At 59.1% G+C, this 15,880-nt stretch carries 16 protein-coding genes and 1 pseudogene; 6 read left to right on the forward strand and 11 right to left on the reverse strand.

The window, feature by feature from the left end; genetic code table 11:
* Window positions 1–9 precede the first annotated feature (9 nt).
* Together gor and pgi are read right to left on the reverse strand one after the other, a co-directional pair.
* Window positions 10–1,356: a glutathione-disulfide reductase gene (gene gor / locus KRZ98_RS04210; RefSeq protein ID WP_217672359.1), complete on the reverse strand. Its 1,347-nt coding sequence runs from the start codon at window positions 1,354–1,356 to the stop codon at window positions 10–12.
* Between the two features lie 170 nt (window positions 1,357–1,526).
* Window positions 1,527–3,032 carry a glucose-6-phosphate isomerase gene (gene pgi, locus KRZ98_RS04215; RefSeq protein WP_217672360.1) on the reverse strand — a complete coding sequence of 502 codons (1,506 nt, stop codon included), beginning with the start codon at window positions 3,030–3,032 and terminating at the stop codon, window positions 1,527–1,529.
* A gap of 176 nt (window positions 3,033–3,208) precedes the next feature.
* Between pgi and lepB the strand changes: the two genes are divergently transcribed.
* From lepB to era, 3 genes are all read left to right on the forward strand, one after another.
* Entirely contained in the window at window positions 3,209–4,048 is an 840-nt protein-coding gene (gene lepB / locus KRZ98_RS04220; RefSeq protein ID WP_217672361.1) for a signal peptidase I, read from the forward strand.
* Complete coding sequence (rnc, locus tag KRZ98_RS04225) at window positions 4,045–4,728, forward strand: ribonuclease III (protein WP_217672362.1); 684 nt, start codon at window positions 4,045–4,047, stop codon at window positions 4,726–4,728. The genes lepB and rnc overlap by 4 nt, the downstream gene beginning before the upstream one ends.
* 155 nt (window positions 4,729–4,883) lie before the next feature.
* Window positions 4,884–5,792, forward strand: a complete 909-nt coding sequence (gene era / locus KRZ98_RS04230) for a GTPase Era (RefSeq protein ID WP_217672363.1) — start codon at window positions 4,884–4,886, stop codon at window positions 5,790–5,792.
* 86 nt (window positions 5,793–5,878) lie between these two features.
* Here the strand turns inward: era and topA are convergent, their stop codons facing one another.
* Together topA and KRZ98_RS04240 are read right to left on the reverse strand one after the other, a co-directional pair.
* The gene (gene topA, locus KRZ98_RS04235; RefSeq protein ID WP_217672364.1) at window positions 5,879–8,467 is read right to left on the reverse strand and encodes a type I DNA topoisomerase; all 2,589 of its coding nucleotides are present in this window, start codon (window positions 8,465–8,467) and stop codon (window positions 5,879–5,881) included.
* Window positions 8,468–8,683: 216 nt separating this feature from the next.
* Window positions 8,684–8,986: pseudogene (locus KRZ98_RS04240) on the reverse strand (DNA-protecting protein DprA); the annotation flags it as partial.
* Between the two features lie 50 nt (window positions 8,987–9,036).
* Between KRZ98_RS04240 and KRZ98_RS04245 the strand changes: the two are divergent.
* On the forward strand, window positions 9,037–10,734 hold the full coding sequence (locus KRZ98_RS04245) for a recombinase family protein (protein WP_217672365.1): 1,698 nt from the start codon (window positions 9,037–9,039) through the stop codon (window positions 10,732–10,734).
* 105 nt (window positions 10,735–10,839) lie between these two features.
* Here KRZ98_RS04245 and KRZ98_RS04250 read toward each other — a convergent pair whose 3' ends face one another.
* Entirely contained in the window at window positions 10,840–11,025 is a 186-nt protein-coding gene (locus tag KRZ98_RS04250; RefSeq protein ID WP_217672366.1) for a hypothetical protein, read from the reverse strand.
* A 168-nt stretch (window positions 11,026–11,193) separates the two neighbouring features.
* On the opposite strand from KRZ98_RS04250, the gene KRZ98_RS04255 reads away from it, so the two are divergent.
* Window positions 11,194–11,556 (forward strand): DUF2958 domain-containing protein, encoded by a 363-nt coding sequence (locus tag KRZ98_RS04255; protein WP_217672367.1) that lies wholly within the window; start codon window positions 11,194–11,196, stop codon window positions 11,554–11,556.
* Between the two features lie 105 nt (window positions 11,557–11,661).
* On the opposite strand, the gene KRZ98_RS04260 is transcribed toward KRZ98_RS04255, so the two are convergent.
* The 3 genes from KRZ98_RS04260 to KRZ98_RS04270 form a co-directional block, all read right to left on the reverse strand.
* Entirely contained in the window at window positions 11,662–12,165 is a 504-nt protein-coding gene (locus tag KRZ98_RS04260) for a hypothetical protein (RefSeq protein WP_217672368.1), read from the reverse strand.
* Between the two features lie 101 nt (window positions 12,166–12,266).
* Window positions 12,267–12,668 (reverse strand): hypothetical protein, encoded by a 402-nt coding sequence (locus KRZ98_RS04265; RefSeq protein WP_217672369.1) that lies wholly within the window; start codon window positions 12,666–12,668, stop codon window positions 12,267–12,269.
* A gap of 168 nt (window positions 12,669–12,836) precedes the next feature.
* A complete protein-coding gene (locus KRZ98_RS04270) occupies window positions 12,837–14,237 on the reverse strand; it encodes a hypothetical protein (protein WP_217672370.1) in 1,401 nt (466 codons plus the stop codon).
* A gap of 265 nt (window positions 14,238–14,502) precedes the next feature.
* On the opposite strand from KRZ98_RS04270, the gene KRZ98_RS04275 reads away from it, so the two are divergent.
* On the forward strand, window positions 14,503–14,781 hold the full coding sequence (locus tag KRZ98_RS04275; protein ID WP_217672371.1) for a hypothetical protein: 279 nt from the start codon (window positions 14,503–14,505) through the stop codon (window positions 14,779–14,781).
* Here KRZ98_RS04275 and KRZ98_RS04280 read toward each other — a convergent pair.
* The 3 genes from KRZ98_RS04280 to istB all read right to left on the reverse strand — a co-directional run.
* Complete coding sequence (locus KRZ98_RS04280; RefSeq protein ID WP_217672372.1) at window positions 14,778–14,933, reverse strand: hypothetical protein; 156 nt, start codon at window positions 14,931–14,933, stop codon at window positions 14,778–14,780. The two genes, KRZ98_RS04275 and KRZ98_RS04280, sit on opposite strands and share 4 nt — an antisense overlap.
* A 45-nt stretch (window positions 14,934–14,978) precedes the next feature.
* A complete protein-coding gene (locus tag KRZ98_RS04285; RefSeq protein WP_217672373.1) occupies window positions 14,979–15,164 on the reverse strand; it encodes a hypothetical protein in 186 nt (61 codons plus the stop codon).
* Between the two features lie 159 nt (window positions 15,165–15,323).
* Window positions 15,324–15,880: IS21-like element helper ATPase IstB (gene istB, locus KRZ98_RS04290; RefSeq protein ID WP_217672374.1), on the reverse strand; the 557-nt coding region annotated here is incomplete at its 5' end.

Raw genomic sequence — 15,880 nt, forward strand, 5'->3', positions numbered from 1 at the left:
CACATAGTCCTATTTCAACAGCACCAGCTCTTCCGCCATGCTGGGATGCAGCGCCACCGTGTCGTCGAAATCCTGCTTGGTCAGCCCCGCCTTCACCGCGATGGCAGCGGCCTGCAATATCTCTGGCGCATCGGGACCGATCATGTGCAGGCCCACCACCCGGTCGGTCGTCGCATCCACGATCATCTTGTAAAGCGCCCGCTCCTCGCGCCCCGCCAGCACATATTTCATCGGGCGGAAATCGGACGTATAGACCTTCACCGTCCCCAGCTTGTTCTTCGCCTGCGCCTCGGTCATGCCGACACCGGCCAGCGGCGGGTGGCTGAACACGGCGGACGGCACGCAGTCATAATCGACCGTGCGCGGGTTGCCCCCGAAAACGGTGTCGGCAAAGGCATGGCCCTCACGGATCGCCACCGGGGTCAGTTGCAGCCGGTCGGTGACGTCGCCCACGGCATAGATGCTCTCACAACTCGTCTTGTTATACTCATCGACCTTGATCGCGCCCTTGTCGTCCAGATCGACGCCCGCGCTCTCCAGCCCCAGCCCATCGACATTGGGCTTGCGCCCGGTCGCGAACAGGATGACGTCGGCGGCCACCGGGTCGCCCGACTGAAAGTGGACGCACAGCGTGCCATCCTCGGTCTTTTCGATCCGCTCCATCTGCGCATTGAAACGGAAGTTGATGCCCTTGCTCATCGAAATCTGGAGCAGCCGGTCGCGTATCTGTTCGTCATAGCCGCGCAGCAGCGTGCCGGACCGGTTGACGATCGTCACATGGCTGCCGAACTGGTGGAAGATACCCGCAAATTCATTGGCGATATAGCCGCCACCGACGATGACGATCCGCTTGGGACATTCGTCCAGATGGAACACCTCGTTGGAGGTGATACCATGTTCCGCGCCCTCAATCTCCGGCATGATCGGCCAGGCACCGGTCGCGACGAGGATATATTTGGCGGTGACTTCCCGTCCGCTCGCCAGCTTCACGCTGTGCGGTCCGGTCACGACCGCCCGTTCGGGGATCATCTCGACCTTATGGCTATTCAGCGTATTCTTGTAGAGACCCTCCAGCCGATCGACCTCGCCCAGCACATTGTCGCGCAGCGTGGTCCATTCAAAGCCGCAGTCGGGGACGTTCCAGCCGAACCGGCGGGCGTCCTTCAGATCCTCGGCAAAATGCGCGCCATAGATGAGCAGCTTTTTTGGCACACAACCGCGAATGACGCAGGTGCCGCCCACGCGAAATTCCTCGGCCACCGCAACCTTCGCCCCATGCGCCGCCGCCACGCGCGACGCACGCACGCCGCCCGATCCTGCACCGATGACGAAAAGGTCGAAATCAAACTCGCTCATGCCTGGCCTCCGATTGGGTGCGGGGGATATGGCGGTTGGGCGCGGGAGTTACAAACGGGAATCTTGCTGCTGGTAGCCAAACCACCTCCGTTCGCTTCGAGCGTGTCGAGAAGCGTGCAGCGCCGCTTCCGCGTTTCTCGACTGCGCTCGAAACGAACGGCTGTTGTGATCTACTCCGCCCCCAGCGCAATCTCGATCAGCGCCATGGTCGATGGGTCGAACCCCGTCGCCCCGTCGGTCTCTATCGACTTGGCAATCTCCTTGCCCAGCTCTACGCCGAACTGGTCGAACGGGTTGATCCCCATCAGCACTGCATTGGCAAAGGTGCGATGCTCGTAAAAGGCGATCAGCGCGCCGAGCGCGTGCGGGGTCACATCGTCCATCAGGATGGTCGTGGACGGCCGGTTGCCGGGATAGGCGCGCGCCGGGTCGGCGGCATTATCCTTGCCGCGCATCAGCGCTGCCCCCTGCGCGAAGCAGTTGACCAGCAGGGCGCGATGATGCGCCGGGTCCAGCGCATGGCCCGGCTCGATCGCGGCGATAAACTCGACCGGCGTGATGATCGTCCCCTGATGCAGCAGCTGGAACACGGCATGTTGCGCGTCCGTCCCCACCCCGCCCCAGGTGATCGGCGCGGTCGGGCCATCGACCGGCGATCCGTCCAGCTTCACCGCCTTGCCATTGCTCTCCATCTCCAGCTGCTGGAGATAGGATGGCAGCAGCGCCAGCCGCTCGTCATAGGCGAACACGGCGCGGGTCTGGCAACCCAGCACACGCGCATAATATTGGTCGGCAAAGGCTGCGATCAGCGGGATATTCTGGGCTGGATCGGACAGGCGGAAATGGCGGTCCATTTCGGCCGCGCCCTCCAGCAGGCTTTCAAACGCATCCCAGCCAAGCGCCAGCGCAGCGGGAAAGCCGATCGACGACCAGAGCGAGTAACGCCCGCCCACGGACTCGGCAAAGGGCAGGATGCGGGTTTCATCGACGCCCCATTCCATTGCCCGGTCGGGCGCGGCGGTCAGCGCGACGACGCGGCCATAGGGATCATCCACCCCGCCCTCGACCATCCAGTTGATAGCGCTTGCCGCGTTCAGCATGGTTTCGCTGGTGGTGAAGGTCTTGGAGGCGATGGCGATCAGCGTAGCGTGGGGATCAAAGCCCTCGATCGCCCGTTCCAGCGCCGTGCCATCGACATTGGACACGATTGCCACGTCATACCGCACCCCGTCGCCGTCCAGCGCATCAACGATCAGGTCGGGACCAAGCGCCGAACCGCCAATGCCGATATGCAGGATATGGCGAATCTCGCCCAGCGCCCCGGCCTCGATCGCGTCGATCAGGCCGCGCATCCGGTTGTGCAGCATCTTGGCATGGGCGACGCTGTCTGGGGTCCCCTCTCCGCGCTCTGCGGGATGTTCGGCGGCGCGGCCTTCGGTGTTGTTCACCGCCTCGCCCGCAAACAGCGCGTCGCGCCGCCGGGCAAAGCCCTGCTCGTCCGCCAGCGCCAGAAATCCGGTCATCAGATCATCGGTCAAATGGGTCTTGGACCAGTCGAACCGGATCGGTCCCTGGCTCAGCACCAGCTTGGACAGGCGATCGGGATCGGTCGTGAAAATCGACTTGAGGTCGGCTTGCGGCAGGGCGGCGATGGCCGCCAGTGCAGGACTGGGCATGGAATATCCTCTTCGATGAAATCGACACCGGCGCTGCACCTGCCGATTCTCGGCTTCTTTAGCCAATGTTTCGACCAATTGCATCGGTCAGGACGCGCTTGACGTGTCCTGCGCCAAGCCTCAAAAGCCGCGACGGCCGCCTTATCGGCGATTTCACAGGGATAGAACGACCACCCATGACTGCAAAATCGGAAACGCGGGACTTTATCTGGTTCCTCGCCAGGCTGGGCCTGTTCGTCTTTGTGCTGCGCAGTTTCATCATTTCGCCGTTCAATATCCCGTCGGAATCGATGCAGCCACGCCTGCTGATCGGCGACTATCTGCTGGTCGCCAAATGGCCCTATGGCTATTCGCGCTATTCGCTGCCCTTCAGTATCCCGCTGATCCCCGGCCGCATTTTCGCGTCCACCCCCAACCGGGGCGACGTGGTGGTGTTCAAGGCGCCGCCGAGCCAGAGGAACGACTATATCAAGCGGGTGATCGGCCTGCCCGGTGACATGATCGCCGTGCGCGGTGGCACCGTTTACCTCAACGGCGCGGCCATCCCCAAGCAGAAGGTCGCCGACCTCGTCATTCCAGTGACCCCGAACATGACCGACGCGGCAGCGAAGGAAGGCGCAGAGTCCCCCTGCTATCGCCCCGATTTCGAAGAAGCCGCAACCGGCGGTGGCAAGCAGTGCCGCTACCCGCAATATCGCGAAACCCTGCCAGCGACCAAGGATGCGCCCGCGAAAAGCTATAATGTCCTCGATCTCGTGCCGGACGGCGCAGCGGATGATCGCGACACGGTGCTGGTGCCGCAGGGGCATTTATTCATGATGGGCGACAATCGCGATCGCAGCGCCGACAGCCGCTTCCCGGCAGTCGAGGGCGGCGGCATCGGCCTTGTTCCCGAAGAAAATCTGGTCGGCAAGGCTATGATCTCGGTATTTTCGACCGACGGCAGCGCCAACTGGCTGCTGCCCTGGACCTGGGTTTCGGCGGCCCGCTGGAACCGGATCGGGGAAGGCTTTTGAACCATAAGGCACCCCTGCCCGACACCGATGGCTGGCTGGCGGCGCTGATCGGGCGTCCGCCGCGCGACCCTGCGCCGTTCCAGCAGGCACTGACCCATGGCAGCGCCAATCCGGTCAATTATGAGCGGCTGGAATTTCTGGGCGACCGGGTGCTGGGGCTGCTGGTATCCGAATGGGTGTTCGAACGCTTTGCGGGTGAACCCGAAGGCAAATTGTCGCGCCGCTTCAATGCGCTGGTGTCAGGCGAAACCTGCGCAGAGGTGGCACGCGCGGCAGGCGTCCCCACCCATCTGGTGCTGGGCAAGCAGGCGCGCGACGATGGCGCGGCCAATAGCGACAATGTGCTGGGTGACGTCATGGAGGCTCTGATCGGTGCGCTGTATCTGGAGGCGGGGCTGGCGGAAGCGCGCACGTTGGTGCGCCGCCTCTGGGCTGACCGGGTGGACACCCAGACCGCGGCCCCGCGCCACCCCAAATCCGCGCTCCAGGAATGGGCCGCCGCTAACAAGCGCAAGCCCCCCGAATATGAGGTCAAGGATCGCTCCGGCCCCCACCACGCGCTGCGCTTCGTCGTATCGGTAACGATCAAGGGCGCGGGCGAGGCCAGCGCGACCGGCGGATCGAAACAGGAAGCGGAAACGGCGGCAGCGGCAGCGTTGCTGGAGAAGCTGACGGGGTAGTGCCAGCTTTCACTTAAGTCATAATAGGCCTACACATCATCGTCATCCCGGGCTTGACCCGGGATCCCGCTCTTCTTCTTCCACGCCGGACCGAAGAAGCGGGATCCCGGCTTTCGCCGGAATGACGAAATTGCCGTAGGCGAACGGAGTATAATTTGGAAGTTTCAGAAACCAATCAGCGCTGCGGCGTCATTGCCGTTGTCGGCGCGCCCAATGCGGGCAAGTCCACGCTGGTCAACGCGCTGGTGGGGCAGAAGGTGGCGATCACCAGTGCCAAGGCGCAGACCACGCGCACCCGCGTGATGGGCGTTGCGATCGAGGGCGACGCGCAGCTGGTGCTGGTCGACACGCCCGGCATTTTCGCGCCCAAGCGGCGGCTGGACCGCGCCATGGTGCAGGCGGCCTGGGGCGGCGCGCAGGGCGCGGACCTGATCGCGATGGTGGTGGATGGCAAGGCAGGCCGTGGCCCCAAGCTGGAACCGATCATCGAAGCGCTCAAGCATCGCACCGAACGCAAATGGCTGATCCTCAATAAGGTGGATATCGCCATCAAGGAAAAGCTGCTGACCCATACCCAGGTGCTGAACGACACTTTGGGCTTCGACGAAATCTTCTTCGTGTCCGCCGCAACCGGCGATGGCCTGCCCGAATTGAAGGCTGCCTTTGCCGCCGCCATGCCGCAAGGGCCGTGGCATTTCCCCGAAGATCAGGTGTCGGACGCGACCGACCGGATGCTGGCGGCGGAAATCACCCGCGAGCAGCTGTATCATCAGCTCCACGCTGAGCTGCCCTATGCGGCTGCCGTCGATACCGAACAATATAAGGAACGGCAGGACGGATCGGTCGAAATCCACCAGCAAATCCTGGTTGGCCGCCCGACCCAGCGCGCCATCGTGCTGGGCAAAGGCGGGCAGCGCCTCAAGGAAATCGGCTCAAAAGCGCGCGAGGAACTCGCCAACCTGCTGGGGGTGAAGGTCCACCTCTACCTGCACGTCAAGGTCAAGGAAGATTGGGAAAATGATCGCGGCATCTACCGCGACATCGGGCTGGACTGGGTGGAGTAAGAACAGCCATATGTGTTCCCGCGAAGGCGGGAACCCAGTCCCGCCCTCCGAACTGGGTTCCCGCCTGCGCGGGAACACGCACCGCTTTACTCTGCCGCCGCCACCTTCTTCTTGGCCGGCGCCTTCTTTGCCGCCGGCTTCTTCGCCGCGCTATCGGCCTTGGATGTGGCCTTCTTCGCCGCCGCCTTCTTGGGTGCGGCTTTCTTCTTCGCGCCCTTCTTGGCCGGTGCCGCCGCTGCCCGCGCGTCAATCAGTTGCGCAGCCTCCTCCAGCGTCAGCTGGTCCTTGTCCACTGTCTTGGGCAGGGTCGCATTGGTCGTGCCGTCAGTGACATAGGCGCCATAGCGCCCTTCCATCAGCTTGATCTCAGCTTCCGTGCGCGGATGCGCGCCCAGCACTTTCAGCGGCTCCCGCCCGGCGCTGCGCGGTCCACGGTTGGCGGCCTCGGCGAGCTTCACCACCGCACTGTTCATCCCGACCTCGAAAATCTCCGACGTCGATGACAGCCGCCCATATTTGCCGTCATGCAGCAGATAGGGACCAAAACGCCCGATATTCGCCACGATCGGCTTGCCCGTTTCGGGGTGCAGGCCAATTTCGCGCGGCAGGCTCAAAAGCTTGACGCCCCAGTCGAGCGTCAGTTCCCCATCGGGCAGATCCTTGGGGATCGACCCGCGCTTGGCCTCCTTGCCCTCGCCCATTTCGATATAGGGACCAAAGCGGCCGGATTTCTTGACGATATCCTGCCCGGTTTCGGGATGCTTCCCCAGCACTTCCGGTCCCGTATCCTCGCCATCCTTGCCGCCCGGCTGGCCGAATTTGCGAGTATATTTGCATTCGGGATAGTTGGAGCAGGCGATGAACGCCCCGAACCGTCCGCCACGCAGCGACAATTGCCCCTCGCCACAGAGCGGGCAGGCGCGCGGATTGCTGCCGTCGGCCTTGGGCGGGAACAGCATCGGTTCCAGAAACTTGTCCAGCGCTGCGGTAATGTCGCTCGGCTTCTGCTCCATCACCTCGGCGGTCTTGGGCTTGAAATCCTTCCAAAAGGCTTCCAGCACCGCCTGCCATTGGGCACGGCCACCGGAAATATCGTCCAGCTCGTCCTCTAGCCCCGCGGTGAAATCATAGGAGACATAGCGCTCGAAAAAGCGCTCCAGAAAGGCCGTCACCAGCCGCCCGCTCTCCTCGGCGAAAAAGCGGTTCTTCTCGATCCGCACATAGTCGCGGTCCTTCAGCACCTGCAACGTTGAGGCATAAGTGGACGGACGCCCGATCCCCAATTCCTCCAGCCGCTTGACCAGCGATGCTTCGGAGTAACGCGGCGGTGGCTGGGTGAAATGCTGCTCGGCGCTCACCTTCTTCTTGGCAGGCGCGTCGCCTTCGCTCATGCGAGGCAGCAGCTTGCCGTCCTCGTCATCGCTATCGTCGCGGCCTTCCTCATACAGCGCCAGGAAGCCGGGGAAGATCACGACCTGCCCCGTCGCGCGCAGCGTGTGCGTGCCGGTGGCGTCGTTCATGTCGATCGTGGTGCGTTCCAGCCGCGCCGATGCCATCTGGCTGGCCAGCGCCCGCTTGAACACCAAGTCATAGAGCCGCGCATGATCGCCGCTGCCAACCTTGTCGAGCGAAAAATCGGTCGGGCGGATGGCTTCATGCGCTTCCTGCGCATTCTTCGCCTTGGTCTGGTAGATGCGCGGCTTGTCCGGCACATAGCCGCCGTCATAGCGCTGCGCGATCGCGGCGCGGGCGGCGGAAATGGCGCTGCTGTCCATCTGCACGCCGTCGGTCCGCATATAGGTGATCGCGCCATCCTCATACAGCTGCTGCGCGATCCGCATCGTATGGCTGGCGGAGAAACCGAGCTTGCGCGCGGCTTCCTGCTGGATGGTCGATGTCGTAAAGGGCGGCGGGGGATTGCGGGTGAGCGGCTTGGTCTCGACCTTCTCCACCGTGAAGCGTCCGGCCTCGACATCGGCCTTGGCCGCCATCGCGTCGCCCTCGCGACCGATCGTCAGCCGCTCGATCTTCTCGCCCTTCCAGCGGACCAGCCGCGCGGTAAAGGCAGTGCCGTCCTGCTCCATCTCCGCCGCGACCGACCAATATTCTTGCGGAGTGAAGGATTCGATCTCCCGCTCCCGCTCCACCACCAGCCGCAACGCGACCGATTGCACCCGGCCCGCCGACTTGGCGCCCGGCAGCTTGCGCCACAGCACCGGCGACAGGGTGAAACCCACCAGATAGTCGAGCGCCCGGCGCGCGCGATAGGCGTCGATCAGATCCTCGTCCAGCGCGCGCGGTTTGGCCATGGCGTCCAGCACGGCGGCCTTGGTGATCGCGTTGAACGTCACCCGGTCCACTTGCGCTGGCAACGCCTTCTTGGCCCGCAGCACCTCCTGCACATGCCAGCTGATCGCTTCCCCTTCGCGATCAGGGTCAGTCGCCAGGATCAATCGTGACGCGCCCTTGGCTGCGTCGCTAATGGCCTTGAGCTGCTTGCCCTTGTCGCCATAATTTTCCCACTGCATCGCAAAGCCGTCATCAGGGTCCACCGACCCGTCCTTGGCCGGCAGATCGCGGATATGGCCGTAGCTGGCCAGAACATGAAAATCCCCGCCCAGATATTTCTCGATGGTCTTGGCCTTGGCAGGCGATTCGACGATGACAAGCTGCATTTACGGCCCCGAACTTTGATGCCTCACACGTACGCGCGAGTCTGGAAGGCGATGACGGCGGGCGTCAAGCGGTGCGTGTGATTAGGGGAGATGTAGGGGGAGCGCCAGCCCCTAGCGCTGCCGTCATGCCAGCGAAGGCTGGCATCTCTGGTGACAAAAGAGTTGGGGGTTGGTTGCCTCCATTTTGCTCCGTTCGTTTCGACTGGGCGTCATTCCTCACCGCAAACTCACCCGTCCCCCCGCCAGCCGGTCCAGCCGCTCGGCCAGTTCCAGTTCTAGCAGCACCGTCTGCACCACCGCCGGGCTAAGCCCGCTCAGGCGGATCAGTTCGTCCACCGGAACCGGCGCATGGCCCAGCAGCGCGATGACCGCGCTACGCTCACTCGCCGCAACGTCGCTGGACACCGGTTCGCCTGCAAAGTCGAAACTGCCCTGTCGCACCATGCGGATGTCGATGCTGCCCACCGCCTCCACCACATCGTCGGCATTCTGGATCAAGGTCGCGCCTTCGCGGATAAGTGTATAAACGGTTGCACTACCCATTAACGCTTTGCCGTTAAGGGAAAAATATGACGCAGCCTGCATGGATTTACGCCCGCTTTAGCTCGTTAGAGCAGAGCAAGGGGCATTCGCTAGAACGCCAAATCAACGAGGGTCGGGCTTTCATCGAACGTATGGGCTGGGAACACTCCGACCAGCGCGAGATAGTTGATGAGGGTAAGTCTGCATTTCACGGTGCTAACCGATCCGAAGGCTCACTGCTATATGGCTTTGAGCAAAAAGCCCGCGAAGGTCATTTCAGCAATGGTGCTGTCCTTGCTGTAGAGAACCTCGATCGACTAACCCGACAAGGATATGAGGAAGCAGTCGAACTGCTTCGGTCACTGACCATGTCCGGCGTCACGGTTGCAACGTGGCATGATAATCAGACCTACGAAGCCAACACGCGCATCGACATGATGAAGGTCATGTCCATTATCCTCAAGGCAGAACTTGCCCGCGAGGAAAGCGAGAAAAAGAGCATCCGCATTAAGGCCAGTTGGACCAAAAAGATCGACGCAGCGATAAACGGCGACCGGCGCGCATTGACCAAAATCCTACCGGCTTGGCTGACACGCGATGACACCACGCACGAAATGCTAATCAACCCATATCGCGCAGCGGTCGTAAACGAGATATTCGATTGGTATATTGAGGGACGCGGTTTGCCCTCGATTGTCCAGCGCCTCAACGAGCGCCGGGAAGCCTCTTGGGCCTATGGTATCAAAGATCGAGGTCAGGGCTGGAACACTGCATACCTGCATAAAATCCTCACCAATCGAGCAGTCATCGGTGAGTTTGAACCGATGAGCAGGCCACGTTCGGTCATCCACGAAATGACCAAAGGTATCATCGTGCAGAACTTCTACCCTCAGATCGTCACTGCCGAGAAATTCAACAGGGTCCAGCAGCTTCGGGCGCAGCGCGCAAAATGGGGTGGTCAGGCGACCAAGACGATGAACAACCTGCTTTCAGGGATTGCAAAATGCAGCACTTGTGGTGGAGCAATGTATTTTGAGAGCCAGCAGAAAGTCGGTCGGCGCACAGGTCACAAGTTACTGGACGGTTCCCCCTCGACCTATGTGGCGAAAACTGACCGCAGCTACTATCGCTGTAACAGCGCCCGACGCGGCCACACATGCACCAACAAAACGCGCATCCGGTATGAGACGCTTGAGAAGTCCATACTGGACGCGATGTTCGATCTTGCGATGAAGGACAGCACTTTCAAGCCCAGCGACAAGGTAGCAAACCTGACCATCGCGATTGCCGAACTGGATCGCTCGATTGCGACCAAGCGTGAGCAAATGCAGCGAGGATCGGACAATTTGCTTGAGGTGTTCAGCAAGTCCCTAGCCCAGCGCGTCGCCCAGCTTGAGGCCGAAGTCGATGCTGACGAAACGCAGCTTGCAGGAATGCAGAAGGAATTGGAGATCGAACGCGGTTCTCTGCGCCCCGAAGAGGACACCAGCTTATTGCTTGCTGCGCGAACCGCCCTCGGTAGCGAGGACAAAGACGAACGCTATCTAGCCCGCGTTCAGACGCATCAAAGCCTGACCCGGTTGATTGACCAGATGTTCTGCGACAGCCGTGGCGAAACGCACGTAACCCTAAACAACAGCGATGTTTATGTCCACATCGCGCCCGATGGTCGAACCACTGCCGTTGTGCATGAAGGACCGGATGGCGAACGGGATTGGAACCCGGATCAGGAAGCAGCCGAATGAGGGCATTTCAAGCCCCGTAGAGCGTTACCCTAAATGAAAGCCCCGCTGTTACACAGTCGGGGCTTCTTTGTTCTCGTAGGTCTCTACGGGGACCAGCGACGGCGTTTAGCAGCGTGGCAACTGCAAGAGATCAGAGCCGACATGCAGATCAAAACAGGCTGGCTTACGTTCGCAGTAGATACGCACTCCCTGAAACGAAAACGCGAAAGCATCATCTTCGAAGTCGGGGTGGTAGTCGAAAGTGGTTTCTACATAATTGGCAAGTGCGTTGAGGTCGATCTGCGTTTGCATCTACTGTCTCCTTCCAACAGCATATGCAGCCACCTGCTTAGGTAATCATCCACTCTTTGATGCTCACGCGAGATAATTGGACCACAAGCTGAACCACTATTTTCTTGCTCTTTTGGCTGAAAGGCTTTGCATGTCTTTAGGCACATCAACCGAAGAGGAAGTGCCTACATGGACTACACCGAAGTTATACGCCCAGCCGACTTAGCGCTGCTTGAGGCAAATTGGACTGAGCAGTTAAAGGTCAAGGGGACAAACGGAGAAATGGATCTAACCCCGGTGGTCAAGATATTCAGCCCGATCGGATCGGCCACAATACTAGTGACGGAAAAAGACCCGGAAAGCGGGTTGTCGTTCGGGATAGTGGATTTGGGATTTGGTTCGCCGGAAATGGGCTATCTGGACCTAGAGGAAGTCCTAAGCGTAAAGCTGCCCGGTGGCCTGCGTATGGAGCAGGACTTGTATTGGAAAGCGGATAAAACCCTTAGCCAGTATGCCAGCGAAGCGCGCCGGTTGCAGCACCTCAGAGCATAAATAGAAGGCAATGCAGACACCTAGCGCGTAGCGTTTCTGAATTGCTCTCCTTATTATTCGAAATGGAAAAGCCCCGGCCATCAGCAAGCCGGGGCTTTTCTCATATCAGGCCAACGCGGCCTTGATCTGCTCGTCAGATGCGCCCTTGTCCTTGAGCGCCGTCTTCGTCTGCTCGGGGGTCCACTTAAACCGCTTTGCCGCTGCCACCGTCGATTTCAGCTTCTGCTCAAAGGTCTTCGGAGGGCGTGTGCCAGCGCTGCCTTTCGGCGCTACGCCTTTAGCGACATCGCTAATCGTGAGATACTTGTCGAACTCGCCTTCGCCGGTCAACTCGATCAGCGCAGTGATGAAGCCGCCGAACTGGCCTTCTGGAATGTAGTTGGTCGTCGTGCCGTTGATGGTCAGGCTAGGAACGCTGAATTCCACGACGCCATTCTTCGACTTCCACAGCTTGTTGGGGACTTTGCTATTGCCCGACTGCTGCTGGTTGAGTGCAGCTTCGAACCGTTTAATCAGCTTTGCCCGGTCCTTCGACACATCATAGGGCTTCGCATCAAACTCAGCTTTGAGATTGTTGTCGATGAATTTGCTCAGGTCGATCTTCGCCATGACAGTCTCCTTTGGTATGGAGCGTAACTGCCCGACATAAGTTAACAGTTCAACAAAAAAGGGCGACCGACTGGCCGCCCCTGTGTTGTAAGTTAGAAGGATTAAGCAGGCTTCTTTTTGTCCTCGCGGGTTTTACGCAGCTTGTCCCGGCGCGCTACGATCCCCGCATCGGCTTCGACCAACGCCGGGTCCATCTTCCCATCTCTGATTTCCTTGGCGTAGTGGTTCATCGCCGCTTCAAAATGCTCCGACGGCACAACCACGCTGGTTTCGTCGCCGACGATTTTGATGGGCTGGTTGTTGACACGAAGTGTGATCTTCGTTTCCGTCTTACCGATGGTGAACCAGCGCCGACCATTTTCGCTTGGGTTTTTGAACAACGCAATCTGCTTGGTGATGCCGTCGAGCAGTATGGACTTTGCGTTGCGTTCCTGCCCGGTGTCCGATGCAAACTCAGCCGACTTAGCAACGGGGACGATCATGCTGGGATTAAAAGCAACCATATTGTGCCACTCCGATCTTCGTAAGCAACAGCGCCTACTCCAATCGTATGCAGTCACCTGACTTGATAATCACCCACTCTTTGACGTTGACTTCCTGTGAGATCGGCAGGCCCGATAGCAAAAATAAGGATCAATAATTACTGCCAGCATAACGCCCAACAAGGTGAGTTAGTTCTGGTTCAGGCTGTTTATGAACGCACGACGATACCAATCTCCGGGCAGGCCATCCAAACCAGAGGTGACTTTGAAGACAAGATAGTATGCATCACAAGCATCTTCATCAGAAGCAGCTTCGAAATTGGAGAGCGCCTTACTTACCCGCTCGACCTCGCTTGGCTTCAATCCTTTAAACTCCCGCGCGAATGCATCTTCAACCGCCTTATCAGAGAGTTTCTTTTGATTATCCGAGACTGCGACCTTCACCGGATAATCAGCCAATTCAGCGTCGATTGCCTTTCTCATCAGAGCTAAGTAGCTTGAAAGCGCTTGCGACCCAGATGCTGCAACGGCCCTAAATTCGGCCATCGGATCGTTGTTATTTTGCGAGAAGATAGCCTTACACTCTTTAGCATTCGCCTTCGTCGGAATTGCTGCCATATAGCTAACAAAAGCCCTAACATCGGTATCACTAAGGCGGCTAAGTCCAGAGAACATCAGCTTCATTGAAGTCGCTTGGCCTATTTCCCGGCCCATGGTGTACGCCAGCTCGTTAGACAATGATGCCCTTGCATTATAAAGTTGTTCCGCCAACTTATGGATTAGTTTACCGTTACTATAAATCCTAAGTAGATGGTCGCGAAAAACCGCAGTTCCTGCCGCATCCAATTTCACACTAGAGGCCATCTTATCTAATGTCTCAGGTTTGGACATCGAGATGCGTAGCGACTGTTCAATCTCAGCTAGTGTGTAGGATGATATTGGGCGCGACGATGTTGGCGTCGACGGGCGTGCCGCTGCGACTGGCGCTGGTGTACGCACGGTCTGTGGAGTTTGTCGCACCTCAGAATTTCCGATAATGAAGTCTTCGAAGTCGATCCCGGCCATCGCTTTATTGCTGTTATCAAGCCAATTGATTTCTTCTGGCCCAGCCGAAGTAGCAAATATGACAGCTTTTTGCGGAAAGTTCAGTAGTGACAGATAATGGCCAACTATCGCGTTACCCACGCCAGTCTCTTGCTTGACGCCTTTATTATCGAGATAGCTCGCGTGAAATCCCACCCTCCCTTTCGGAGACAAAAGCCTCTTGGAGCCGGCTAACCAGATAAGCGCACAAGATGAAAGGCAATCACCGTTTTCCACAACCAGCGTTGAGTAGCCAGTCAGTCGTATCAGCTTGCCGATCTCTATGGCGGGCACAAGCGCACCACCTCGACTATCTAGAATAACAATCGCTTCTTTGTAGCGGATTGATAGCGCTCGGAAATTCTCTAAGTCAGGCGCTTCGATCGCACCGTCGATGATGATTGCTTCGAAGCCGTCTGAGACTTGACGGTGCGTTATATTGGCCGCAGTAGACGGTTGCGAGAGAGCGATTAGCAGCCCTGCTACACACCAAAATGCCTTGCGCATTACGCTATGACCAAGCGCTCCTCGAACCACGCCGCTAACCCTCATATGTAACCGCCCCCAATTGTTGCGCCCATGGCCAAGCATCTAGCGTTATGCGCCTGAGCTTCTTTCATCTTCATTTAGATCAATCTCGCCCCGCTAAATAGTCGATGCGGCTTGGACCAGAAAGAAAATCCTTCAAAAGAAAGAGGGTTGACGGTTCCTACCAGTCCGCGACCTCCCCTAAGGCGGACATCCTTAGCATACTGAAATACGGTGGTGCGGTATGACCCAGCAGCCAACGTACAATGCTTTCATCCATTTTGCCGTGCCGATCTGCAACGGCCATTTGGCGGAGAACCCAATTACAGGCGCGCTTCAAACCCCGCAGCAATGGATGGCTTTCAAAAAGGAACTGGCAGCGAGGGAATGGCTGGTTGATAATGGCTACCCCGCGCCACTGATCGTTTACAACAACTGCGATACGCATTCGGAACGCGGGGAAATAGTAGTGGTCATGCACGACAAGACTGCCGCGCTGATGCTCAAGCTGGCTATGATCTAGGCAGTTGGTGGAATGTCCTGCTTGGGTAGCATCGCCTCATAGGCCTCGGCAGCGTCGAGCAAGGCACGTTCAGCCTTCGCATCGTTGATAGACTGCGCGAGCCGTCTGGCCCGTTCAGCTTTCTCGCGAATTAAGCGCTCATCCTCATCCATCGCCCTCCAAGCGCTGGGCATCAGAAGCGTTCCCGTCGTTTGGTTTCAATAACGGGCCTTTAACCGCTCCACTTCTAGTGGATCAGGATGAAGACGAGAATTGCATTCCTCATTTCCGACCAGCACCTCATTCCACATGGAGGCATTGGCCAATTCGCTAAGGGCTTCTGCGAAATGGCTGCGCGCAACAACTGCGTGGTTGACCTGATCCTCGACAAAGAGCCGCGTCATCAGTTTTTCCAGCCCAACGGCCTTACGGTCATTCCCGTGTCAACGGCGGTCAGATTCCAGACCACCGGGGCGGAGTAAAAGCAGGCCACTGTTGAAGCGGGCCTAACGATATGAAGAGGGCCCCGATCGGGGCCCTCTTCATATCGTGGTCGTCATTGATCAGGTGGCGGTGATCTCGCCAGTGTCTGCGTCGACGACCGGAGTGGCCTGGTTTTGCTCCGCCCCGGCAGCACGGCGGCGGGCGGACTGCTTGAGGCGGTAGCTATCGCCGTTCATGGCCAGGATGCTGACGTGGTGCGTGAGCCGATCGAGCAGCGCGCCGGTGAGCCGCTCGGATCCCAGGACCTGCGTCCAGTCCTCGAACGGCAGGTTGGATGTGACGATCGTTGATCCCCGCTCATAGCGCTGCGAGAATGTCTCGAACAGCAGCTCAGCGCCTGTGGGCGAGAGAGGAACATAGCCCAGTTCATCGACGATCAGCAGCTTCACCGCTGCAAGATCGCGCTGCATCTTGAGCAGTCGCTTTTCGTCCCTCGCCTCCATCAGCTGGTTGACCAGGGCAGCGGCGGTCGTGAACGCGACCGTGAAGCCTTTCTGGCAAGCCGCCAGTCCCAGCGCGAGCGCCACATGGGTTTTGCCGGTGCCGCTGTTGCCCAGCGCGATGATATTTTCCCTCCGCAGGATGTATTCGCAGCGGGCCAGCTCCAGCACGAGCA

Source organism: Sphingobium sp. AS12 (genome assembly GCF_019097845.1).
Lineage (GTDB): Bacteria > Pseudomonadota > Alphaproteobacteria > Sphingomonadales > Sphingomonadaceae > Sphingobium.

Excerpts from the sequence above, each read along its gene's own strand:
- gor (WP_217672359.1), bottom strand. The coding sequence starts at position 1,356 with ATGAGCGAGTTTGATTTCGACCTTTTCGTCATCGGTGCAGGATCGGGC.
- pgi (WP_217672360.1), bottom strand. The coding sequence starts at position 3,032 with ATGCCCAGTCCTGCACTGGCGGCCATCGCCGCCCTGCCGCAAGCCGAC.
- lepB (WP_217672361.1), top strand. The coding sequence starts at position 3,209 with ATGACTGCAAAATCGGAAACGCGGGACTTTATCTGGTTCCTCGCCAGG.
- topA (WP_217672364.1), bottom strand. The coding sequence starts at position 8,467 with ATGCAGCTTGTCATCGTCGAATCGCCTGCCAAGGCCAAGACCATCGAG.
- KRZ98_RS04245 (WP_217672365.1), top strand. The coding sequence starts at position 9,037 with ATGACGCAGCCTGCATGGATTTACGCCCGCTTTAGCTCGTTAGAGCAG.
- KRZ98_RS04250 (WP_217672366.1), bottom strand. The coding sequence starts at position 11,025 with ATGCAAACGCAGATCGACCTCAACGCACTTGCCAATTATGTAGAAACC.
- KRZ98_RS04255 (WP_217672367.1), top strand. The coding sequence starts at position 11,194 with ATGGACTACACCGAAGTTATACGCCCAGCCGACTTAGCGCTGCTTGAG.
- KRZ98_RS04260 (WP_217672368.1), bottom strand. The coding sequence starts at position 12,165 with ATGGCGAAGATCGACCTGAGCAAATTCATCGACAACAATCTCAAAGCT.
- KRZ98_RS04265 (WP_217672369.1), bottom strand. The coding sequence starts at position 12,668 with ATGGTTGCTTTTAATCCCAGCATGATCGTCCCCGTTGCTAAGTCGGCT.
- KRZ98_RS04270 (WP_217672370.1), bottom strand. The coding sequence starts at position 14,237 with ATGCGCAAGGCATTTTGGTGTGTAGCAGGGCTGCTAATCGCTCTCTCG.
- KRZ98_RS04275 (WP_217672371.1), top strand. The coding sequence starts at position 14,503 with ATGACCCAGCAGCCAACGTACAATGCTTTCATCCATTTTGCCGTGCCG.
- KRZ98_RS04280 (WP_217672372.1), bottom strand. The coding sequence starts at position 14,933 with ATGGATGAGGATGAGCGCTTAATTCGCGAGAAAGCTGAACGGGCCAGA.
- KRZ98_RS04285 (WP_217672373.1), bottom strand. The coding sequence starts at position 15,164 with ATGACGCGGCTCTTTGTCGAGGATCAGGTCAACCACGCAGTTGTTGCG.